Raw genomic sequence first — 23,110 nt, forward strand, 5'->3', positions numbered from 1 at the left:
ACCTAGCCTGTGAGAGCATTTTCGGAATTCCGAAATGCTTCAGGAACAGCCGGAACAAAAACAAAGCCGCAATCTTCTGACAGATCGACGCTTCCTCGGGGAGCGTCGACCTGTTTCTGTTCCATCCTGCAGATACTGGCCAGGGGTAGGTGCTTTCTTTCTTCTTTGTTTTCAAGCAGGAGCATCGTCATGTCCTTATTTTTCGCTCTGTATTTCTCGTGTTTTTCTGTAGTAGCTTCGAATTGCCATTTCGTCTAATGGGGTGGGCTCGGAAGTTCAGAGCTGCGTCGCAAAGTCTCTGACCTTGCTGCATACGGCGCATACGCACGCACATACTGAGAACATAACTTCTTCACACGAGGACATGGATGGCAGTAGCGAGGTTGGAGAAACCCACATCCCATCGAATCACAGAACGGTTTTTCGGTTTCTGGAAGGCCAACGACTGGCGCGGCAATCTGCTGTTGATGCTGCCTTTTCTGGCGCTGTACTGTTTTGTGCTGGCGCGGCATGAGGTGTGGCGCGACGAGATCAATGCCTGGGCCATCGCCTATGTGAGTCCAAACCTGGGTGAGCTGCTCAGGCGCATTCACTACGAGGCGCACCCGGCGCTGTGGTACGTGATTCTGTTTGCCGCCAGCCGCATCAGCGCTGGCGTCTGGATGCTCAAGCTGGTGCAGGGGGCGATTGGTACAGCCATCTACTTGCTGCTTGCAGTAAGCACACCATTACGCCGTCTGGAGCTGGCGCTTATCTACGGTGGTTACTACATCGCTTTTCAGTACACGGTGATGTGCCGCATGTACGGGCTGGAAGTGCTGTTCGCGCTTATCTACATCTGGTTCCGCACGAATCGTCCGCAGTGGCTCAAACGCAATGTGCTTTGGCTGGGTCTGATTGCCAACGTGGATCTGACGGCAGCCATTCTGGCCACGGGGCTTTTGCTTGAATACCTGCATGCCCAGTGGCAAGAGCGCAGGCAGAACGGCTTGCCGTGGCGTCGTGCTTTGGCGGGAGCGGTGGTGATCTATGGCGCGATGACGGGGTTGGCGCTGCTGACGCTGTGGCCGGCCAAAGACATCAGTTGGACCTCGACCGGCCACCTCTTCGCACAGGCAGCCGACCCCTTGCATCTGGGTTTTTCCGCTGCGTTGTGGATGGGGTTGCCCTGGTATCCGCAGGTGATTTCGCCCGTACTTCTATGGCCAGATCTCAATTTCTGGCCACAGGGTTTCTGGGTGACGCCGATTCTGGTGCTGTATGTTTTGATCTTTCGCAAGCATCGTCGCGAGGGCGCTTTCTTCGGTCTTATTATCGGCTGCGGTATTCTGTTTTCCCAGGCAACGAATGTGGCTGGAGTGCGGCACATTGGCATCGTCTATCTGGCGTTTCTGCTGGCGCTCTGCATGCTGAGGCATCGGGGCGCATCCGTCAGCAGGTGGTCCTATGTGCTGCTGGCCGCGGGAGTGCTGGCCAGTCTGGCGACGGTGGCGCAGCAGTGGGGAAGACCCTTTACCGATGGCGGGGAAGCTGCGCGCTGGATCGAGCAGCAGAAGCTGGGCAATCTGCCGATTCTGGGTACGCCCGACACTATGGTTGTGGATGTGACCGAGCGACTGAACAAGCCCGTTTATCAGCTGGACTGCAACTGCATGGACCGGGTGATGACCTTCAGCCGGCGGCGGGACAGCTACTACAGACGTCCTTACTACCTGTACAGCGTAGTGGCCCTCCGTACTGCGCAGGCGCTGAAGAATCTGAACGCCAGCGATGCGCTTCTGGTGCTGAACTTCCCATTGCCTGAAGAACAGAGGCAGAGGATGCTGCAGGCCAAAATTCAGGCCAATCTGGCGACCAGCTTTGAGCGCGGCCTGCTGCCGGACGAGCATTTCTACATCTATCGCGTGCATGTTTCACTGCCGGTAGAAGGTGAGCTTGCCCAGCGTGGAGATGCTTCTGCTGTACTGCCGCATGGCGGTGGTTTGTAGGGATAGCGCTCCAGGGTCTGCGGGCTGCAAAAAGGCACATTTCACGGAAAGCAGGGGAGAATCATCCCCAGGGGGCTTTACCGCCAGTGGGGAGATTCTGTCTGCCCCTTCCGGGGTGAAAACCGAATGGACAACCTGTTGCAACTTCACATCTAGCGGAACTCGGCTTTTTTGCCGCCGCGGACGATCGGGTGCATGGGCACAATCTGCACGGTTACGTCGCGGACTTCCGCCAGAAAGCGGTTGAGCACCGAGCCGTGCAGCAGAATGTCCCAGCGCGAGCGGGCGGACTGGCCAAAGACCACGTGGCTGATGTTCTCCTGCTGGGCAAAGTGGATCAGCGCATCACTGACGTTGCGGTCGGTGAGCGAGATGACCTTTGCGCCCAGGTCACGGGCCATGCGTTGGTACTCTTCCAGACGATGGAAGGACTCGGGGTCATCGTGGCCTTTGTTGTCGGGCCGGGTGACGTAGACCGCGTACCAGTTGGTGGCCAGACGTCCGGCAATGCGTGAGCCCACTCGCAGCAGACGCTCAGTGCCGGGTCGGGTGCTCAGGCAGACCATCACTTTTTCCGGGATGGGGGCCTGCTCCAGGCCCTGGGTGCGGCGGTACTCAGAGGCGCGGCTGGAAACCTGCTCGGCGGTGGTGCGCAGGGCCAGTTCGCGCAGCAGGTTCAGATTGCCTTTGCGGAAGAAGTTGGCCAGCGACTGCTCCACCTTTTCCGGCGCATAGATCTTGCCCTGGCGCAGACGCGAACGCAGCTCCTCGATGGTGACGTCGACGTTGACCACTTCATCGGCGCGCTTGACGAGGCTGTCGGGTACGGTTTCGCGGATGATGGTGTTGGCCGAGCGGTTGACCGCATCGTTGAGCGTTTCCAGATGCTGAATGTTGACCGCCGTCATCACATTGATGCCGGCATCCAGCAGGTCGATCACGTCTTCGTAGCGCTTGCGGTTCTTGCAGCCGGGAACGTTGGTGTGGGCCAGTTCGTCGACGATCACCGTATGGGGATGGCGGGCGATGATCGCATCCAGATCCATCTCTTTCAGGGTGACGCCGCGATAGGGGATCTCGCGCTCCGGAATCTTTTCGATGTCGCGGATGCGGGCTTCGGTCTCCTGGCGGCCGTGGGTGACAACCAGTCCGATGACTACGTCGATGCCTTGCTGATGGTGCATGACGTAGGCGTCGTTGAGCATGTGATAGGTCTTGCCCACGCCGGGAGCCGCTCCGATGTAAATACGGAGTTTGGCGGCCTCTGGTTTTTTCTCAAGAACGAGCTCAGCCATGGTTAGCCCACCTCGACAGGATGTCTGGATTCGGAGGCGGAGGCCACCGGGAGCGTGAAGTGGAAGGTTGAGCCATGACCCAGGCGGCTTTCCACGGCAATCTGGCCGCCCAGCGACTCTACCAGGCGGCGCACCAGCGCCAGGCCGAGGCCGGTGCCTTTTTCGCTGAAGGCGTTAAAGCGGTCAAAGATGGTGCTCAAGCGTTCGGCCTCGATGCCGCGGCCGGTGTCGCGCACGGTGAACTGCACAAAGTCCTTGACCTCTTCGGCGGTGAGCAGGATCTCGCCGTCTTCGGGGGTGTAGCGGATGGCGTTGGCGAAGAGGTTGTCGAGGATCGAGCGCAGGGCGCGGCGGTCGGCCTTTACGGCGGCCAGATCGGCGTAGGCGATGATGTCAACGCGCAGATGTTTTTGCATGGCCTCATCGGCATAGCGGTCGCGGGTTTCAATCAGCATGGGGGTGGGCCGCAGGGCTTCAAGCTGTAGCTCGCGTTTGCCGGAATCGAGCTCGGAGACTTCGATCAGGTTGGCCATCACGTCGTCCAGATTTTCGGCCTCACTGTTGGCGTTGGCCACCAGTTCGGTCTGCAGGGGGCGTAGTTCGCCGCTGTAGCCCTGGCCAAGCGCGTAAAGGGCGCGGCGCAACAGCAAGAGCGGATCGCGCAGCTTGCGGCTGGCCACGGCAATGAACTGGGTTTTGAAGCGGTCTGTGTCCTGCAGGCTGGTTACGTCTTCCAGCGTGGTGACGGCACCCATCAGGCGACCTTCGGCATCGCGCATGGGGGTGGTGCGCAGGCGGTAGTTGCGTTCTTCCGCGCCAATGCGCATGGGCAGCAGCGCGGCATCGTCTTCAGTGGCCACGGCCTTCTGCATGGAGATGGCGTCGCGGATGGCCTTCAGAATCTTGTCGCCCCCCGGGGTATTCACCAGCGCCATGCGGTCCTTGGCGGCGTCGCCCAGCAACTCGCTGGCCGTCTGGTTCAGCTTCAGAATCTGGCCGCGGCCATCGGTGACGATGATGGGCTCAAAGATGGATTGCAGCACCGCATCGGAGAGCTGGAACTCCATCTGGCGGCGGCCTGCTTCAGAGTCGCGCAGCTCGCGCAGACGGTTGGCAATGCGGGCCAGTTCGCTGGCGATGACGCCAAAGCTGTCGCGGCTTTGCCACTCAATGCGGTGCTCCAGATTGCCTTGGGCAATGCGGTGGGCGTCGCGCGCCAGCGTGCGGACGGGAGCCAGTACAAAATAGATGGTCAGTGCTTCAATGGCGATGGCCGCCACTGCGAAAACAATGGCGATGTGACCCAGACCGGCAGCCGCCAGCGTGCGATGGGTGATGGCCACCAGACCCAGCGTCAGACAGGCCAGCACTGCACAACCGAGAATCAGGCGTTGCGTTAGATTGAGCATTTCCCGGTCTCCCTGCCGGGATGGCATCTTTACCTAGGTCGCAAAGACGCATCCTGTCTGCTTGCCGCAGAATCAAATCCCGAAACGAGCCTCTTCCATCGGGTGAAGTTCGTTCGGTGAAAAGTAAGTTCTATTCTCGGTGATCGGGGCTCTTGATGCAAAGCGATTGATGCGTCAAGGGATCTGACAAACGGCAAGGGTACCGTTGTGATAACGGCAGCGCAGTCCCGCAGGCGGTGGATCGGCCACCAGAACCCAGTTCACACCAAAGCGCCGGTGCAGCCGCTCAAAGTCCGCCAGCTTAAAATTCTGCCAGCCCTGCTGCGCCGTCACCTGCGTATACCAGGAATAACCCAGGCGGGGAACCTGCGTGACCACGGCCGTGTCTTTGACGGCGTCGGCCAACTGGCTGCGTTCGGCCAGTGCGCGGAAGCTGTGATAGTCGTTGCCGGGCTCTTCCATGTAGTGCGGATCGAGGGCAAAGTAGGCGTTGCGCGGCGTATTTTGCCGGACCCAGGCAAAGCTCTGCAGCCAGGGATTGGCACTTGGCCTGCCGGGCAGCTCAACATGCGCACTGGAAGGGAACTCCGCCCATTGCGTACAGTACATGCCGGCGCTGGCTGCCACCAGAAACAGCGCCCAGCGCGCGATGGAGGTCTTCAGCAGGTATTCGCCCAGCAGGCAGCCGAGCAACAACATCATGAAGAAGTACACCAACTGCAGATAGCGCATGGGCTGCAGCGGGGTAAGCCGCACCAGCGAGGGAATGCCCAGCATAACCATGGAACAGAGTTGCTGAAAGATGCCGTAGGCCAAGACGCCCAGGGTGAAGCGCGCCAGCTTCTGATCGCCCCGTTTTTTGGCCCACTTCCAGAGCGCAAAAAAGATGCATAACGGGGCCAGTGCGCCCAGCCACTCGTACCAGTGCCACTTGTACAGGTAGTAGTAGGTGCGTGTGTCCAGCGCTTTTTTCCAGACGGGATTGGGTGGTTCAAAGATCCAGCCAAGGGGCGTCAATGCTGCCAGCGAAGCGCTTTGCCAGCGCTTCAGCCACAGATGTACGCCATCGCTCATGGCCAGCGCCAAAAAGATGCAGAAGGAAATGCCCACCGAGGCCATGATGGGGTGCATGACGAAGGCCAGGGTCAGCAGCGGCACAGCGAAGCCCCAGCGACGCTCAAGAATATACGAGGCGGCCAGCAGGATCAGTGCCGTGGCTATATTGCGGGGGTGCAGATGCTGGTCAAAGAGGTAGAGCGCGGTTCCGGCCACAGGCATGCTTAGCATGGTGGCCGCCATAGCCACCCCGGCCCATTGCACATGCCGTTCCTTGAAGAGTAGCCGGGCGATCCGAAAACAGGAGTAGAGCGCCAGCAGGATGGCTCCGAACTGCCAGAGCAGCGCTACAACCGGAATGGGCAGATGCGACCAGCGAACCGTTGTTCCTACACACTCGTCAAATACCGTGGCCTGCAACTGGAGCTGAAAGAAGTCGGCGTCGCGGGGAAAAAGCACGGGGTCCACATTGTGCTTGATGGCCGCCAGATACACGCCATCGTCCTCGGCGCCAGGATGGTATCCCAATACGACGAAGCCAAGGCAGGAGAAAAAAAAGAGGAGCAGCACATTCGCTGCAAAAGTATTACGAGCCTTCATGATTTCCGCTTATTCCGGCTGAGGAGACAATCAGCTCGAAGTCTACCAGTCCAGTGCCTTCCAGTGCCGGATCGGTTCTGCACTCATCCTACAGAGCCAGCCAGGGATTGCCTATGCAGAAATAGCGGAAATAGCCAATTCTGCACAGGCTTTTTTCCTGTTTTTAAACAGAGGGAAGCAGTAAGCGGAGTAGTAGAAAGGCTCCAACACCGGCAAAAAAGACCAGCGCCATGCGAATGCCAGGCTCGCGATTGACTTCAGGCACCAGATCGCTTGCGCCTACGTACAGCGCCACGCCAGCGGAAATCGGCAGGCCGTAGGGCATCCATCCGGGAACCAGTTCGATCAGCGCCACGCCGACGAGGGTAGCTGCGGCCAGCGCCACCGCTGAATAAAAAGCTGAAGCGCGGCTACGACCGCTGGCCAGCATGACCGAAGCCATGGTGAAGCCCTCCGGCATCTTGTGCAGCAGAATCGCCAGAAAGATCAGCCAACCCAGACGGCTTGAGAGTACAAAGCCCGAGCCGATGGCCACGCCGTCAAACAAGGCGTGCACACTCAGGCCAGCCAGCACCGAGGTACTGGTGCGGTGGGAGACGAATTCACCATGATGCGTCTCTTCACCAAAGTGAAAGTGGGCATTGATGGTGTGCTCCAGCAGGTGGACGATGCAGTAGCCGGCCATGATCAGCACAGGGCCCAGTTGCGGGCTCTGGTGCAGGCTCTCGGGCGTCATCTCCACCAGCGCGGTGGCCATTAAAAAGCCTGCTCCCAGCGCTACAAAATAGCGCAGGTAGCGCTCCACGCCGTGGGTGCGCACCAGCAGCATGCCGCCAGCAACGTCGGCTAGTGCGGCAATTGTGCCAAGGATGAGAGAGAGTTTGAACATGGCGGAATGAAACGTTTTTCTTCTCCGGGGATTGCAGAAGGCTGCGTCTCCACAAGCCTCCATGCGTATTTTGGCTGCCCGCAGGGAATGAGCAGCCGGATTTCAGGGAAAACCTATGCTCCGGAAACGGTTCCAGCAACAAAGCGGACAAACAAAGCCTCTTTGATGATACAGGAAAGCAAGGTCCGGGTAGCAGCAAGAGTGCGGGAACTTACGGCCGCGGGCTGCTTTCAGCGCTGGCAACCAGCACCACAACGGCCAATCCAAGGAAGAGCACGATCTGCTCCATTCGTTCGCTGCGTTTATGCAGTAGCTGGAAGTGAACACGCGCCGGATGCGATTCAGCTACGTTTTGGATGGCTCCGCCTGCCGCAATGCGGTCGCGGTCCATGGCGGGGATGATGCCGAATTGCGAGTAGGCCGTGGCGGCCAGCATGACCACCAGCAGAGCGATCGAGGCCAGCACGGTGCGGCTGCGGTCGAGTCCCCATGCGGGAGCCAGTGCCAGCACGGCGATGGCCAGCACACCGCAGCTCAGGCCAACGAAGTGCAGCACGCGCAGCAGCGAGCCAACGATGGTTCCTGCCGTATGTGTGTCGGGAGCAAGGGTGCGGAAGACCGTGGCCGCAACCACGGGGAAGAAGACCTCAGCGCCCAGCCAGACAATGAGCGCCAGTGTGAGAAGACTGCGGAGGAAGATTCTCATGAGCACATCTTAGCAAGAAGAAGCTGTCAGCACTCAGCCGTCTTTCGTATGGAATGTTTCCCGGGTCCCCAAAGCGAGGGATCCGGGAAGCCCAAATTTGAGTGCAATGTCCAAGGCAGAACCATCTTGAGCTAGAAGCTGGAAGCTGCTCTTACTCGTACCGCGTAATCGCTCCATGCACCGACTCTCTTCCAATCAGCCGCTCAATGCGCTTCTGGATGGGCGGGTGGGTGGAGAAGAGGTTGGCGAACGACGCGCCCGAGAGCCGCGGCATGATGATGTACATATGCGCGGTGCTGGGTGAAGCGGTCATGGGAATCTGGCGGCTGATGCCGGAGATCTTTTCAAGCGCGCTGGCCAGCGCCTGGGGATTGCCGGTCAGCTGGGCGGCGCTGGCGTCGGCCGCATACTCGCGGGTGCGCGAGATCCACAGCTGGATCATCATGGCTGCAAGGGGGGCCAGCAGCATCATCAGCAGAGCGCCCATGCCGCCGCCTTCGCGGTTGCGGCGGTTGCCTCCGCCCATCATGCCGCCAAACCAGAAGGCCATGCGGCCCAGCATGCTGATGGCTCCGGCCAGGGTTGCGGCAATGGAGCTGGTGAGAATGTCGCGGTTGCGCACGTGGCCCAGCTCATGGGCCAGTACGCCTTCCAGCTCCTCGTCGTTCAGCACATTCAGAATGCCGGCCGTCACGGCCACCGAGGCGTGGCTTGGGTTGCGGCCCGTGGCAAAGGCATTGGGCGAGCTGGTGGGCAGAACGTAGATCTTGGGCATGGGGATCTGCGCCTTGGCCGTCAGCCGCTCCACGGCGGCGTAGACGCGGGGCAGTTCCTCGCGCGAGGCCGGTTGCGCTCCGCTCATGCGCAGTGCAATCTTGTCGGAGAAAAAGTAGCTGAAAAAATTGGTGGCTGCAGCGACGAAGAAGGCTATGATCGCTCCGTTCGAGCCGCCAAAAGACTCCCCGATCAGGATGAGTAAAAGGGTGAGTCCGGTAAGAAGAAGCGTGGTCTTGAAGCCGTTCACGAGGAAGATCCTCCAGTGAGTCTATTCTCTCACCTTGTATGTACGCTGGCCGGGGCTGTAGAGTTGCGGCCCAAAGCAAAGCGCGGAGCCTGGGAAAGGCTCCGCGCCGGATTGCGAAGAAAAGACTACTTGTTCATGGCGCGCTTCAGCACGATGTCGAATGCACCCTTGGCCTGCGCATATTCGGTTTCGCTGATCTTGCCGTCCAGCTTGTCGCTTTCCAGCTTGAAGAGCTCATCCTTCAGCGTGGCCAGCAGCAGATCTTCCTTGCTGGCAGCAGGTGCCACAGGCAGGGCAGTCGCAGGAGCCGCGCCCGCCGGAGCACGCATCAGGAAGGCGGCTCCGGCAACCATCAGCAGGGCCAGAACCCCCAGAATCCACCACTTGTACTTCGACAGCGGATCTGGTGCCGTATTGGGGTTGCCGATGCCGCCGCCGGGCTGTCCGCCGGCCATTGCATCGCCGCCGCCCATGCCACCCTGTGCGCCTGCCTGCTGGTTCGGATCCGTCTGCGGAACCGCTCCAGTGCCGCCCACCGTGAACTCGACCGGCTGGCCCACCGGAGGACTCTTCAGCAAATAGGTCTGCATGCCGGGGTCCGACTGCACACTTTTGAAGCTGGCCCCCGCGCCGGGCGCGAAGTTCATGCTTTTGGGCAGAAGAACGCCCATGTTTTCGGCAGGAATCGTCACCACGGAGTGGAAGGTGTATTTGCCGCCCGAGTAAGGAAGCGTGTAGGAGATCTGCAGCAGCGTGTCCTTGTCGCCATCGTCGGGCTGGATGGGAAAGTCAAAGGCGTAGTGTCCCTTGCCGCCATCGGGATCGAGCTGGATGTTGGTGGGCAGGCCGCCGGGGCGCTGTGCGCCGCTGCTGGTGATCGTCGCCTCGGCAGGTAGCACAACCTCGAAGGACTTCTTGCTCCACTGGGTAGTGGGCGGGGTCGAGAGGTTGTGCACAAAGAAGCGCTCGCTCACCTGCAGCTTGTCGCTGGCCGACTCAATCTCGATCACATCGGCCTCGATGGAAACGCCCTGCACCTTGGTGGCCACGTCGTAAACGCCCACATCGCCTGCGGCACCGTTTTCCGGCGCGCCAATAAAGTAGTTGGCCCCCTGATGCGTGACGCGCACCAGATACGAGCTGTTTCCATGCTCGCTCAGCGTGTAGTGGCCCTTGGCATCGGTGGTCGTTTTGCCCACATTGTTCATGCCGGCAGCAACGTCCACCAACTCCACCGTATCGCCCGTCGAAGGCTTGCCGGTGGTCTTGTTGGTCACGGTGCCGCTGATGTTGGCTGCCTGCGCGAACGCTCCGCCAAGCATCAGGCCTACGGCAAGAGTGCGAGTAAGAATCTGGATCGGTTTCATCATCGGTAGGATCCTTGGATTTCCTGGTTCTGGTCCTGGGTTTAAGCCTGCTGCAGTCCTTCGATTTCCGCCAGCAGTTCAGCAGTTTCGCGCTCCAGAAGGTTACGTTGCGTCACAAAATCCTCTTCCGGATATTTGCCTGCCTTGAACTCGAAGTTCAGGTCGCGCAGATTTTCATAAAGCTGTTCCTTGCGCTCCAGCAGATAGTCCAGGCGCGTTTTGTCGCGCTGGCCGGCCGACGAGTTATCGGGCCAAAAGGTGTACACAAACAATGCCACCAGAAGCAGCAGGCTGGCAATGAGTTGCTGAGCCTCGGTCATAAGCTAAAACCCTCCGTCCGCGCCGGTCTCGCGGCGAATCTTTGTCATGCGTTCGCGCTCCGCCGGATCTTCCGGCAGCGCGTCCAGTGCGGTGTCCGTCGATTTTGCGGTCTTCAGCCCGCCCCAGCGGCGGATGAGCAGAATGGTGCCGATCAATGCGGCGGCAAAGACGGCGAAGGGGGCAATCCACGCCACCAGATCAAAGCCCTTGCCGGTGGGTGCGGCCAGCGCCGTTGCCCCGTACTTGGCGGCAAACCAGTCCAGAATCTGCGCGTCGCTTTTGCCCGCGGCGATGGCGTCGCTCAGTTCCTTGCGTTCGCGTCCGCTCTCCGGACAGCCCACATGGTTGCACTCGCCCAGCAGTTGCGAGCAGCCGCAGGTGCACATCAGGCGATGGCCCAGGTCAACAAAGCGCGAACTGGCGTCGGTTGCGCCCATTGAGAAGCAAACGGCCAGGGCCAGCAGGGCGGCCTGCGCGGCGCGCATTCCGTAACGATGAAGAGGAAACGTACTCATCAGGCCTGCGCTCCTTTCGGATTGGCTTCGGTGCTTGCGGCGCGGGGTTTCTGGCTGGGCGTCAGGGCAATCAGCGTACCCAGAACCATGACTCCCAGACCTACCCAGATCCAGCTGACCAACGGATTGAGGAATGCCTTGATGATGGGCTGACTGGTGTCGGGGTTGGTGCCTTCATACACCACGTACAAGTCCCAGCCCGGAACCGAGTGGATGGAGACCATGGTTTGCGGCTGCTGGCTGGCCAGATAGACGCGTTTTTCTGGAGCCATCTGGAAGAGCATCTTGCCATCGCGCCAGACGTTCAGCAGCGCGTACTCCGACTGGTAGTTGTCGTTCGAATCCTGGGTAAAGCCGACGCACTCCAGCGTATAACCGCCGATCTGCATCGACTGGTGCAGGGCCAGTTCATGCTCGGCGGTCTGGTTGAAGGCCGCGCCAGCCAGTCCGACGATGGTCAAAACCACACCCAGATGCACGATGTAGCCACCGTAACGGCGGCTGTTGCGGCGCATCAAACTCCAGGTGGAAGAGAGCAGGTTTCTGCCGCTCTGCAAAGAAATGACGCGCGCGCCGCGATAAAACTCGCTGGCCACGGCGGCAAATACCGCGGCGGAAAGCCCGATTGCGACCACGGCGTAGAGGCTGCCGGTGGAAAGCTGACCGTCCTGCCAGATGTGTGCTCCGCAGGCGAAGGCAATGGCCACCGCGACCCAGAGTGCCGCGCAGGGAACTACAAAGTTGCGGCGGACGGCCTTCAGCGATGTGGCGCGCCAGGGCAACAGCGGTCCCACGCCTACCAGAAAGAGCAGGAAGAGGCCAATCGGCACGGCCACGCGGTTATAAAACGGCGGACCCACCGTTACCTTGCTGCCCTGCACGAACTCCGAAAGGATGGGGAAGAGTGTTCCCCACAGAATGACGAAGCAGGCCACCAGCAGCATCAGGTTGTTGAACAGGAAGCTGGATTCGCGGCTGACCAGCGACTCAAGCTTGTGGTCGGCTGCCAGATCACCACGGCGCAAAAGGTAAACAAAGATGCAGACTGCCAGCGTGAAGATGATGAAGGCCGTGAACCAGGTGCCGATGGAGGATTGCGCGAAGGCATGCACGCTGCTGACCAGGCCCGCGCGGGTGAGCAGTGTGCCCAGCAGGGTGAGCAGGAAGGTGCTGAAGATTAGCCATATATTCCAGCTCTTCATCATGCCCTTCTTTTCCTGCATCATCACCGAGTGCAGGAAGGCGGTTCCGGTCAGCCACGGCATGAAGCTGGCGTTCTCTACCGGATCCCATCCCCAATAGCCGCCCCAACCCAGCACGGCGTAAGCCCAGTGCATGCCCAGAAAGATGCCGATGGTCAGAAACATCCAGGTGACCAGCGTCCAGGTGCGGGTAATTTTGATCCAGCGTTCGCCGGGGTAGCGCATGATCAGCGCTCCCATCGCAAAGGCGAAGGGAACCGCGAAGCCCACGTAGCCCAGATAGAGCATCGGCGGATGGATGACCATCTCGGGATACTGCAGAAGGGCGTTCAGGCCGTTGCCGTCGTCGGGAATCGGACCCTGATAGAGCGCGAAGGGCCGCACGGCAAAGTTCAGCACCAGCAGGAAGAAGACCTGAATGGCGGCCAGAATGGTGCCGGCGTAGGCAAACAGCTTCACGTCTGTCTTGTGGCGCAGGCGCAGCACAAAGCCGTAAGCGCCCAGCAGCCAACCCCACAGCAGTAGCGAACCTTCCTGACCGCTCCAGAGGGCGGCAAACTTGTAGGGAAGGGGCAGGGCACGGTTGGAGTGCTCCAGAATGTAGCTGAGCGAAAAGTCGTTGGTGAAGACGGCCCATACCAAAGCGAAGGCGGCTGCCGAAATGGCCACAAAGCCCGCAATGCCTGCGCGGCGTGCGGTTTCTGCCAGACGGGCGGGAGCCACGCGGGCTGCCTGACCGGTGGCCTGCAGCCGGAGCGAAATCGTTCCGATGAAGAAGTTGTAGAACGCCAGCGCGAGGGCGATCAGAAGGGAAAAACTGCCGAAGATTGCCATCAGAACTCCAGGGATGATTCTCGCACGCAAAACTGCCGAACGGGACAGCATTTTCCTGCGCGGTCCTGCCCGGTGGCCAAGGGGGAAGTGGCTGCCTGTCAACAAGGAAGCCAGCCCTGGTGCATAACGGAAGGGGAGGGCGTAAGCAAATGCCGAGTGAAAGCAAAAGCAAAATGGCTTTCACTGTCAACGGCTCATTCTCCCTCTATGGTAGGCGATAAGGGTGTGATTTGGCTCACAGTAGAGTATGAAATCAGGGCAGTTTTAATTTATAAATGGGAATGATTTCCGGTGTTTCCTACATTGTGCAACGTCATCCACCGGTCGGCCATCTCTACCATTTCGTTGTTGGCAATGGACAGCGGCACAAAGCGGACCAGATCGAAACGGTAATCGGAGGCGCTTTCATGGAGCGTGCCCAGCACCAGAACCGGTAGGCGCGGCATGCGGGCGCACACCTCCGCCACAAAGGCTGGACCGCTCAGACCGGGCATATGATGTCCGCTGATCAGCAGACCGAGCTGCCCGGCAAAGGGCGGTTGTTCAATCAGGCAGAGCGCCTCTGCGGCGCCCTGCACTCGTCGCACATCCGCAAAACGCTTCTCAAGAAGAGTTTTACGCGCAATTGCCTGAAACGGTTCATCATCGACCAGAAGAATGGCTGCCATTTCGGTCTCTTAATTCGGATTCGGCCACTGCAAAAATATCTGCTTGAGTAGTTCGATGTGGGACGTACACTCCCGGGTTGTCTCGCCAGTTCTCTTTTATTGAGTTCCCTGAATCATGAAGATTCTCAAAGAACCGATAAATACAGCATGAAATCGATACGCATCACGCAGACCATTTTTATTCTGCTGGGCAGCGCACTGCTGGCTGGCGGAATTGCTTCAACTTACCTGATTGTTCGCTGTATGCAGATCAGTCAGACTTATTCTGCAATCATTCAGGGAGAAGTAGCCCAGGCACAACAGGTGCGTGGTCTACAGGTGGATTTCAAAAAACAGGTACAGGCCTGGAAGGATATTCTCATCCGCGGCCGCAAGGATGAAGCTTTGTCCAAGTACAGCACGGAGTTCCATGCCAAGGCCGCTAGCGTGCAACAGAATGCTCTGGCGCTGGCCGGAAAGGTCACCGATCCGCAGGCCAGCCAGATGCTGCGGGCCTTTGCCGAAAGCCATGAGACGCTCGACGGCGAGTACGAAAGTGCTCTCAGCCTCTATCAGAAGAGCCGCGACTTCAGTGAAGCAGATCAGGCTGTGGCCGGCAAGGATCGTGTCCCGACCGATACGCTGGATGCCGTGGCCGACCGCTTGCAGGGTCTAGCCGAATCGGTTCCCACAGAGGAAGCCGGAAAGATTCATCATGAGCAGATTGTGCTTGTTGCCGTGTTGGTTACCCTGTGGACGGCGCTGGGCTTGTGGAGTTTGAGTTTTGCCCGTTCCCTGGGCAGGCGCTTGAACGATAGCGTGTATTTTGTGCGCGCCATTGCCGAGGGAGATTTGACCGCGGTTGAGCCTGAGGGCCACGGGGAGGACGAACTGGGAGAACTGATCGGGGCAATGTGCCACATGCGCGATCAGTTGCATGCCATGGTGGCGCAAATTCAGTCCATCACCCGTGCCCTGACCGGCAGCGCCGACGGTGTGGCGCAGTCCTCAACCATGATCGCCAAGGCCGTCTCCGAGCAGCAGGGCCAGAGCCATCAGGTGGCTGCCGCGCTCGAAGAGATGATTTCCAGCGCCCATGAAGTGACGCGCAATTGCCGTGAAGCCAGCCAGCACGCGGAAAAAACTGGCACTTTGGCTACCGAGAGCTGCCAGAGCGTCTCCGATATGGCTACCGATGTGCGCGCTCTGGCCGAAGAAGCCCGCCAGAATGCCAGCGCAGTCGTTGAACTGGGTGAAAGTTCCAGGAAGATTGGGCAGATTGTTACCCTGATCGAAGAGATTGCCGGGCAGACCAATTTGTTGGCGCTGAATGCGGCAATTGAAGCTGCCCGCGCCGGTGAGCATGGCCGTGGTTTTGCCGTGGTGGCTGGCGAGGTGCGCCGTCTGGCCGAGCGTACCACTACTGCTACCAAGGAGATTGCCGACGCCGTGCGCTCTATTCAGACGGGAACCGAGAGCGTGGTCGGCAGTATTCAGGAGAGCGCCGAACGGGTGCAGCAAAGCGTGGCTGCGGCCGATGTGGCTGCCAATTCGCTGAATGTGCTGGGTTCCAGTGCGGAAGAGGTGCGCCAGCGCATTGCGCATATCGCCCAATCCTCCGAGGAGCAGGCCGATGCTTCACGGCAGGTGGGTGAATCGATGAATCAGATCACGGCCGGGGTTGCACAGTCGGCCGAGGGTGCTGAAGAGTCAGCGCGTACGGCGGAAGAACTGGCAGATCTGGCCCGTCAGCTGACAGCGCAGAGCAATCAGTTCCAGACCGGCGACGAGCAGGAGAAGGCGGCTCGCCCGAACCTTGTACGACGCCGCGCCGCATAACCTATTGCAGCCGTATAAACAAATGCCGCGCCTGAAGATTCGATTCAGGCGCGGCGTTGTTTGTGAGGCAAACACTACCCGAACAGAAATTCCTTCTCGCGCAGTTCCTTGATGGAATCGCGCAGTTTGGCTGCCTTTTCAAACTCAAACTTCTTGGCGGCCTCGCGCATCTCGGTTTCCAGCTTGGCAATGTACACGTCCAGCTCGGTCTGCGACTTGAATTCCGGCATTGTTGCCGCTTCATCCTCGCTCACGTCGCCGTACTCGGCCTTCAGAATCTCGGCCAACCCCATCTCAATGGCGCTGATCACCGACTGCGGCGTAATGCCGTGCTCTTCGTTGTAGGCCCTCTGTTTCACACGGCGGCGATCTGTCTCGTCAATGGCCCGGCGCATGGAGTCGGTCATCTTGTCGGCATACAAAATGGCCTTGCCCTTCAAGTGGCGCGCGGCGCGGCCCATGGTCTGGATCAGCGAGCCGGTAGAGCGCAGAAAGCCTTCCTTGTCCGCATCCAGAATGGCTACCAGCGAAACCTCCGGCAGGTCGAGTCCTTCGCGCAACAGATTGATGCCGATCAGCACGTCGTACTCGCCCTTGCGCAGGCTGGCCAGCAGCTTCACGCGTTCGAGCGTCTCAATCTCCGAGTGCAGGTAGCGGCAGCGCACGCCCACCTCGGTGTAGTAGTTGGCCAAGTCTTCTGACATGCGCTTGGTGAGCGTAGTCACCAGCACGCGTTCGTTGCGCTCGGCGCGGTCGCGGATCTCGGCCAGCAGGTCGTCCACCTGGCCCTTCACGGGCCGGATCTCCACCTCGGGATCGATCAGACCGGTGGGGCGAATCACCTGTTCCACCACCACGCCTGCGGCTTGCGTCAGTTCCCACGGGCCGGGCGTAGCCGAAACGTAGATTGCCTGATGCATGCGTTTCTCAAACTCATCAAAGGTCAGCGGACGATTGTCCATGGCCGAGGGCAGGCGGAAGCCGTACTCCACCAGATTGGCTTTGCGGCTGCGGTCGCCATGCCACATGCCGTGCACCTGCGGAATGGTCACATGGCTTTCGTCGATGAAGAGTAGAAAATCCTTGGGGAAGTAGTCAAGCAGGGTGGGCGGAGCTTCGCCCGGCAGGCGGCCGGAAAAGTGCCGCGAGTAGTTCTCGATGCCGTGGCAGTAGCCCATGCTCTTGATCATTTCCAGGTCGTAGCGGGTGCGCTGATGAATGCGCTGCGCCTCCACCATGCGGCCTTCGGACTCCAGCCGCATCACCCACTCGTTCATCTCGGCGCTGATGGTGTCAATGGCCAGACCCTTGCGTTCCGGCTGCACCACGTAGTGCGTCTTGGGGTAGATGGGCAGGCGCGTGTACTTCTGCTTGACCGTGCCAAAGAGTGGATCGATTTGTGAGAGCGCATCGATCTCGTCGCCGAACATTTCAATGCGGTAGGCGTTCTCGTCGTAGGTAGGGAAGACCTCGATCACATCGCCACGCACGCGGAAGGTGCCGCGATGGAAGTCCACATCGTTGCGCTCGTAGAGAATCTCCACCAGCCGCCGGATCACGTCTTTGCGGCTGATCTGCTGACCTTTTTCGAGCAGCATCAACATGCCGTAATACGCTTCCGGCGAGCCCAGGCCGTAGATGCAGCTGACCGAGCTGACGATGACCACATCGCGTCGCTCAAAAAGGCTGCGCGTGGCTGCCAGGCGCAGCTTGTCCAGCTCCTCGTTCACCGTGGCTTCCTTCTCGATATAGAGGTCGCCGGCGGGAATGTAGGCTTCGGGCTGGTAGTAGTCGTAATAGCTGACGAAGTACTCGACCGCGTTGCGCGGAAAGAACTGCTTGAACTCGTGATACAGCTGGGCGGCCAGCGTCTTGTTGTGCGCCAGAATCAGCGCGGGACGATTCGACTGCTCAATCACCTTGGCCATGGTGAAGGTCTTGCCGGAGCCGGTAACGCCAAGCAGCACCTGATGCTTTTCGCCAGCCTCCAGACCGCTGACCAGCTCCTCGATGGCCCGGGGCTGATCGCCTTTGGGCTTGTAGGGGGTGACGAGTTCGAAGTCCATGAGAACAGTATAGGAGAAAGAGCGAATATATGGCGAATAAATATGTAGTAGAGCCTCCGATTTTTTGAACGGAGGCTCTGCTGCATGCAGTGGGTGTGTACAGAAAAGGCTTTATCGCGCGCTTCGATGAGCCAGAGTGCTGGAGGAGGACGAGCCTCCTAAGCGCATTGCGGAACCCTTGCCTGCACCGTCGATCTGAAATTCATGAATGACGTCGTCGATTTCGTTTGCCAGTGTGGAAAGATTGTGGCTTGCCGCCGTGGCTTCTTCGGCGTCCTGCGAGCTGTCCTGGGCCAGATTGGAGAGATAGCTGGCCGATTCCGAGATCTCGCGTGAAGCCGCCGTCTGTTCCGTTGCCGCAGTGGCAATCAGCGCAATCTGACTTTCAACCTCGCTGGAGGAGCCGATGATCATTTCCAGGCTGGAACAGGCCTCGTTGGTTTCGCGAATTCCGGATTGCACCGTTTCCCGGCTCTGCGACATCATTTCGAGGGTCTGCTGCGTCTCTTGTTGGATATTGTGAATTGTGCCGGTAATCTCGTTGGTTGCGCCCTTGGTGCGCTCGGCCAGACGCCGGACTTCACCGGCAACGACGGCGAAACCGCGTCCATGCTCTCCGGCGCGCGCTGCCTCGATGGCGGCATTGAGGGCCAGCAGGTTGGTTTGCTCGCTGATCTCCTGAATCACATTGACGACTTGGCCAATCTCCGTCGAACTTTGGGCCAGAGAGTCCATCTTGCTGGAGACGGTTTGAGTGGCTGAGGCAATGCGCTCCATGGTGTTGTTGGTGGCACGCATGACTTCGCCGCCCTGACGCGCCATTTCAGCCGAGTTGCGGCTGGCGCTGACGGCGTTTTCGGCATTGCGGCTGATTTCGCCGATGGTGGCCGTCATCTGCTGCGCCGCGGCGGCAATCTGATGCGTTTTGTCGGACTGCGTATTCATGTTGGATTTGCTTTGAACGGCCCGTTGACTCATCTGCGCGGAGGTGGCCAACAACGTTTTGGCTCCATTCGAAAGCGTTCCCAACACGTTGTGCATGGACTCGACGCTGATGTTGATGGCTACCGACAGCCGGCCCACTTCGTCTTTGCCCGCTGCTTCAACGTGTGCCGTCAGATCCTTGTTGGCCAGGGCCTCCAGCGCCAGGGTGGCATTCACCAGCGGAGGCACGATCATGCGGGTCAGCACCATGCCGATCGTCGCGCTGGCCAGAACCGTGGCAATCATCAGCACAATGGCCGCCATGACAAGAAAATGAATCAGATGAACCGCATTCTTGCTCTGTTCTTCACTGGCGACCCGGCTCAGATTCAGAGCATCTTGCGCGGCCTTCATCATGGCCACATACGCGTTGAACATCTCCGGGCCAATCAGGATTGCCTTGGCATCGTCGATCTTTCCGGCCCGGAACAGGGCATCTTCCCTGCGGTCCAGTTCAAGGTAGGCCGAAGCGTTCTGGCGCACGGCGTTGAAGATGTCTTTTTCTTCGGGCGTGGAAACCTGCGAACTGTAGACGTCGATGGTTTTGTTGTAGGAATCCAGACCGCTCTGCCGTTTTTGCGTGTAATAGTCTGTGCAATCGCTGGTTTGACAGAACAGCAGGTAACCTTCTGCGCGGCGAATATCCGACAAGTCGATGCGAATATCGTAGACCGACTTCATGGATGGAATCGTGGTTTCATCTAAGGTTTCCACGACGGACTTGATGTTCAGGAAACCAAGCAGGGAGGAGATACCAAGAATCGCGGTCAGAAGACAGACAATGCCGAATGCGTAACCAAGCTTCTGAGAGATGTGAAGATCGCGCCATAAATTCATGGGGGATGGCCTTTCTCAACATAGGTCTGTGTACCTCCATCGACCAGTCGCGGAAGTTGTGAAATTAGATTCAGCCTGTATTTGGGGAAACATCCCGTTCTGTTCCGATACCGAATGCATGCGTCGTTTCAGAACCGGGAGGCGAATTTACTTGGAAGTGCCTGTGTAATCAAGGACAGCGCCTCCTGGGACTTTGCCTTGAAGCGAAAGATCCTCTACCGATGCCTTCCACTTACGCGACACAACGGCCGCGCGAGTGGAAGGGGAACGGCGTGTGGCGCTGTTTGAAGCGCGGGGTTGGAGATGAACTACCAGGGCAGCGGTTTGCCCAAGTGGAAGAAGCCACCGGTGGGGCCGTCGTCTGGCAGCAGAGCCAGCTCCACGCTGGTGCGCGCGCCTTCGGTCACGTCGATCAGTGCGTCGGGACCACCCATGTCGGTTTTCACCCAGCCGGGATGGGCGCTGTTCACCTTGATTTTGCTTCCACGCAGCTCATAGGCCAAGTGGATGGTGAGCGCGTTCACCGCCGTCTTGGAGGCGTCGTAGGCGAAGGTCTTCGCGTCGTAGATGGGCGAGCCGGGTTGGGCGTGCAACTGCAGTGAGCCGAGAATGCTGGCCAGATTCACGATGCGTCCAGCCTCGCTTTTGCGCAGCAAAGGAAGCAGCGTCTGCGTCAGAGTCACCAGGGAGAAGAAGTTGGTCTCAAAGATGCGGCGCAACTCGGCTTCCGGAATGCTGGCGGCCAGATCGATCTGCGTGGGCCCGCTGAAGGCTCCGGCAGCTACGCCCGCGTTGTTGATGAGGATGTCGAGCTTGCCGTGGCGGGCAGACAGATGCTCAAAAGCCGCCTGACGGCTGGCTGCATCGCTGACGTCGAGCGCGATCCGCTCCGCGCTCAGGCCCGCGGCAGTGAGTTGCTTGAGTGCCTGTTCGCCTGACTCAAGCGAACGGCTGCCCAGCACAACGTGCACGCCCTTGGCGGCTAGCTGACGGGCGGTTTCCAGACCAATGCCACGATTGGCGCCGGTAATCAGTGCGATCTTTGCTGTCATGGAGTGCTCCTGGAGAGTGTTAGCCTCTAGCCCCTAGCTTCCAGCTACTGGAGGCTGGAGGCTCGTACCGTGGCAGAATACCGAACTCCGCTGCGTAGCGGTAGAAGCCGCGCATGCCTTCGATGCACTCGTCGTCGAGCACGTAGTGCAGGTTGTTGCCGAGGTAGTCGCGCAGAACTTCAGCGGGCAGCTTCATGCGCGGCGACCACTCGGCCACCAGATCGTCGATGTGTTGCAGGCCGTTATCGCGGGAGCGAATGCAATCCTCTGCAACCCTCTCATCCAAAACATTGCCCCGCGCAGCGGCAGCACACCAGACGGCGGAAATGAAGGGCAGGCCGGTCTGTTCGCGCCATACTTCGGCCATGTCGTAGTAGACGAGTTCTTCGCCCGTGCGGGCCAGGCGGGCTTCCATATCCTGCCGGGCGTAGAGCGCGGGGTCGCCGATGACCACGGCGGCGTCGGCTGCCTTCAGCATGGCGTCCAGATCGACCTTCATGGGCAAAAATTCGGCCTGCGGATTGCCCCACAGCCGGAAGAGGATGCGGGCGTAGGTGTTGGTGGTGCGGCTGGCGGTGTCGGCAGCCACGGTGCGGATGGCGGAAATGGGTTGGCCCGCGCGGCGCACCAGCAGCAGGGAGCGGATGTGCCCTTTGCTGGCGATGGTGCAGCCGGGCAGCACGCGCAGATGCGGGCTGGTGGCCAGCGCGGCAATCGGGATCAGGCCAAGGTCGGCCTCGCCTTCCGCCAGACGGCGGGCACATTCGCTCGGCACCATGCGGTCCATCCGGTAGCGTTCGGCCAGTTGCGTGGCAAGGGGCGGATGTTCGAAGTCCCACATCAAGGGCGCGGGATTGAGAAAGTCGATGGCGGCAATGCGCAGCCGCGGGTCGTGCGGGGAAGTTAAACCAGTCACGCTCATTAGAGTAACAAGTCAGGGAAAGGATGCAGCAGGGAGCCCGGTTTGGAAAGAGGCGAAATGCGGAATTTCTTGACTTCAACGGGGCTCTCCGGTAACGTGGGCGCGACCAGAAAGCGCGGACTTCGGCGGGAATCAGACTTCCGGCAGCGGGAAGGAGAACGCGGGCGATGGAGCAACCGACAGCGGTGGCGCTAGAGGACCGGCTGGCGTGGCTGGCCCTGATTCTGACTCCGGGCCTTGGTCCCAAACGCATTCTGGATGCGATGGAGACGCTCGACCACCCCGCGCAGATCTTCGGCCTTTCGCTCACCGAGCTGGAGTCGTTGCGTTTTCCGGCCGAGAGTGTGCAGTTCCTCTTTGATGGCCGGGCCCGTTCGGCAGCCAACAACGAGTGGGCGCAGGTGGCCGCGCAGGGCGCGGAAATTCTCACCTTCAGCTGTCCGCACTATCCCGAACGGCTCAAGGAAATCTACGATCCGCCGCCGGTGCTCTGGGTGCGGGGCGATGTGCGGCTGCTGGAGCAGCCCTCCATTGCCGTGGTGGGCACGCGCCATCCCACCCCCTACGGCTCGGGAATGGCGGAGCTGCTGGCGCGCGATCTGGCGGCCCGGCGTGTGCTGATCGTCAGTGGCATGGCTCGCGGCATTGATAGCTGTGCGCACAAGGGCGCTCTGGCGGCCCGCAGGCCCACCGTGGCCGTCTGGGGCACCGGGATTGATGTTGTCTATCCAAAAGAGAATAAAAAACTTGCTGAGGAGATTCTGGCCGCTGGCGGAGCCATTGTCAGTGAATTGCCGATGGGCACCTTTCCCGCCCCGCAGAACTTTCCCCGCCGCAACCGCATCCTGAGTGGGCTGGCGGTGGGCGTGCTAGTGGTGGAGGCCAGTGAGAACTCCGGCACGCGGGTGACCGCCCGCTGCGCCACCGATCAGAACCGCGACCTGTACGCTGTGCCCGGCAACGTCACCAATAAAGGCTCCTGGACGCCCAACACTCTGATCAAACAGGGTGCCAAGCTGGTGGCCACCTGGGAGGACATCTGGGAGGACCTGCCCAGTCAGGTGCGGCTGGAGCTGGAGTCGGAGCCCAGCGACGGGCTGCGGATCGAGTCGAGCGCTGCCATTTTGCCGGATCCGGTGCTGCGGCCCCAGGAGGCGATGGTGCTGGAGGTGCTGCGCACCGACGACAGCCTGCAGATTGATGAGGTTCTGGAGCTGTTGGAGATGAAACTGACCTCGTCGGAGGTTTTTACCGCGCTTTTTGAGCTGGAGATGGCTGGCCGCGTCCGCCAGCTGCCCGGCAAGAACTATGTGCGGACGATGTAAAAAAACAGCCCTCAGCTATCAGCTTTCAGCTCGTAGCGCCAGGGAAGGGGATTTTGGCTGAATCAAGGACTTCCGTTCCGGCAGGAAAAGCTGACGGCTGAGGGCTGAGGGCTGACAGCTGCTTTTAATCTGGAGTCCCCTGGTCCCTGCTCCCCAGTCCCTGTTTCTCCTCCTCCTGATCCCCAAAAAAATGCACCTCATGTGTCGAAATTGATAAATCGTTCATTTATTA

19 protein-coding genes are annotated in these 23,110 nt (G+C 59.8%); 3 read left to right on the top strand and 16 right to left on the bottom strand.

Annotation, left to right across the window (positions count from 1 at the left end):
• Nucleotides 1–2 precede the first annotated feature (2 nt).
• Nucleotides 3–191, bottom strand: a complete 189-nt coding sequence (locus tag ACOBR2_RS09085) for a hypothetical protein (RefSeq protein ID WP_420239697.1) — start codon at nt 189–191, stop codon at nt 3–5.
• A 177-nt stretch (nt 192–368) separates the two neighbouring features.
• Between ACOBR2_RS09085 and ACOBR2_RS09090 the strand changes: the two genes are divergently transcribed.
• Nucleotides 369–1,988, top strand: coding sequence for a hypothetical protein (locus ACOBR2_RS09090; RefSeq protein WP_420239698.1), 1,620 nt, complete (start codon nt 369–371; stop codon nt 1,986–1,988).
• 152 nt (nt 1,989–2,140) lie between these two features.
• Here ACOBR2_RS09090 and ACOBR2_RS09095 read toward each other — a convergent pair whose 3' ends face one another.
• The 11 genes from ACOBR2_RS09095 to ACOBR2_RS09145 form a co-directional block, all read right to left on the bottom strand.
• On the bottom strand, nt 2,141–3,283 hold the full coding sequence (locus tag ACOBR2_RS09095; protein WP_420239699.1) for a universal stress protein: 1,143 nt from the start codon (nt 3,281–3,283) through the stop codon (nt 2,141–2,143).
• A 2-nt stretch (nt 3,284–3,285) separates the two neighbouring features.
• Entirely contained in the window at nt 3,286–4,692 is a 1,407-nt protein-coding gene (locus ACOBR2_RS09100; protein ID WP_420239700.1) for an ATP-binding protein, read from the bottom strand.
• 174 nt (nt 4,693–4,866) lie between these two features.
• Nucleotides 4,867–6,348 carry a hypothetical protein gene (locus tag ACOBR2_RS09105; protein ID WP_420239701.1) on the bottom strand — a complete coding sequence of 494 codons (1,482 nt, stop codon included), beginning with the start codon at nt 6,346–6,348 and terminating at the stop codon, nt 4,867–4,869.
• A gap of 163 nt (nt 6,349–6,511) precedes the next feature.
• Complete coding sequence (locus ACOBR2_RS09110; RefSeq protein ID WP_420239702.1) at nt 6,512–7,237, bottom strand: ZIP family metal transporter; 726 nt, start codon at nt 7,235–7,237, stop codon at nt 6,512–6,514.
• A gap of 211 nt (nt 7,238–7,448) precedes the next feature.
• Nucleotides 7,449–7,943: a DUF4149 domain-containing protein gene (locus ACOBR2_RS09115; protein WP_420239703.1), complete on the bottom strand. Its 495-nt coding sequence runs from the start codon at nt 7,941–7,943 to the stop codon at nt 7,449–7,451.
• A 151-nt stretch (nt 7,944–8,094) separates the two neighbouring features.
• A complete protein-coding gene (locus ACOBR2_RS09120; RefSeq protein ID WP_420239704.1) occupies nt 8,095–8,967 on the bottom strand; it encodes a zinc metalloprotease HtpX in 873 nt (290 codons plus the stop codon).
• Nucleotides 8,968–9,092: 125 nt separating this feature from the next.
• Nucleotides 9,093–10,337, bottom strand: a complete 1,245-nt coding sequence (locus ACOBR2_RS09125) for a carboxypeptidase regulatory-like domain-containing protein (RefSeq protein WP_420239705.1) — start codon at nt 10,335–10,337, stop codon at nt 9,093–9,095.
• Between the two features lie 38 nt (nt 10,338–10,375).
• Nucleotides 10,376–10,654: a hypothetical protein gene (locus tag ACOBR2_RS09130; protein ID WP_420239706.1), complete on the bottom strand. Its 279-nt coding sequence runs from the start codon at nt 10,652–10,654 to the stop codon at nt 10,376–10,378.
• 3 nt (nt 10,655–10,657) lie between these two features.
• The gene (locus ACOBR2_RS09135) at nt 10,658–11,170 is read right to left on the bottom strand and encodes a cytochrome c-type biogenesis protein CcmH (protein ID WP_420239707.1); all 513 of its coding nucleotides are present in this window, start codon (nt 11,168–11,170) and stop codon (nt 10,658–10,660) included.
• Nucleotides 11,170–13,206: a heme lyase CcmF/NrfE family subunit gene (locus ACOBR2_RS09140; protein WP_420239708.1), complete on the bottom strand. Its 2,037-nt coding sequence runs from the start codon at nt 13,204–13,206 to the stop codon at nt 11,170–11,172. The genes ACOBR2_RS09135 and ACOBR2_RS09140 overlap by 1 nt, the downstream gene beginning before the upstream one ends.
• A gap of 269 nt (nt 13,207–13,475) precedes the next feature.
• Nucleotides 13,476–13,874 carry a response regulator gene (locus ACOBR2_RS09145; RefSeq protein ID WP_420239709.1) on the bottom strand — a complete coding sequence of 133 codons (399 nt, stop codon included), beginning with the start codon at nt 13,872–13,874 and terminating at the stop codon, nt 13,476–13,478.
• Nucleotides 13,875–14,021: 147 nt separating this feature from the next.
• Between ACOBR2_RS09145 and ACOBR2_RS09150 the strand changes: the two genes are divergently transcribed.
• On the top strand, nt 14,022–15,692 hold the full coding sequence (locus ACOBR2_RS09150) for a methyl-accepting chemotaxis protein (RefSeq protein WP_420239710.1): 1,671 nt from the start codon (nt 14,022–14,024) through the stop codon (nt 15,690–15,692).
• Nucleotides 15,693–15,766: 74 nt separating this feature from the next.
• Here ACOBR2_RS09150 and uvrB read toward each other — a convergent pair whose 3' ends face one another.
• The 4 genes from uvrB to ACOBR2_RS09170 form a co-directional block, all read right to left on the bottom strand.
• Nucleotides 15,767–17,758 (bottom strand): excinuclease ABC subunit UvrB, encoded by a 1,992-nt coding sequence (gene uvrB, locus ACOBR2_RS09155; RefSeq protein ID WP_420239711.1) that lies wholly within the window; start codon nt 17,756–17,758, stop codon nt 15,767–15,769.
• Nucleotides 17,759–17,869: 111 nt separating this feature from the next.
• Nucleotides 17,870–19,579, bottom strand: a complete 1,710-nt coding sequence (locus ACOBR2_RS09160; protein ID WP_420239712.1) for a methyl-accepting chemotaxis protein — start codon at nt 19,577–19,579, stop codon at nt 17,870–17,872.
• 308 nt (nt 19,580–19,887) lie between these two features.
• Entirely contained in the window at nt 19,888–20,631 is a 744-nt protein-coding gene (locus tag ACOBR2_RS09165) for an SDR family oxidoreductase (RefSeq protein ID WP_420239713.1), read from the bottom strand.
• Between the two features lie 19 nt (nt 20,632–20,650).
• Nucleotides 20,651–21,547, bottom strand: a complete 897-nt coding sequence (locus ACOBR2_RS09170) for a menaquinone biosynthetic enzyme MqnA/MqnD family protein (protein ID WP_420239714.1) — start codon at nt 21,545–21,547, stop codon at nt 20,651–20,653.
• A 173-nt stretch (nt 21,548–21,720) separates the two neighbouring features.
• Between ACOBR2_RS09170 and dprA the strand changes: the two genes are divergently transcribed.
• Entirely contained in the window at nt 21,721–22,878 is a 1,158-nt protein-coding gene (gene dprA / locus ACOBR2_RS09175) for a DNA-processing protein DprA (RefSeq protein ID WP_420239715.1), read from the top strand.
• Nucleotides 22,879–23,110 lie beyond the last annotated feature (232 nt).

Source organism: Telmatobacter bradus (genome assembly GCF_048629425.1).
Classification (GTDB): domain Bacteria; phylum Acidobacteriota; class Terriglobia; order Terriglobales; family Acidobacteriaceae; genus Telmatobacter; species Telmatobacter bradus.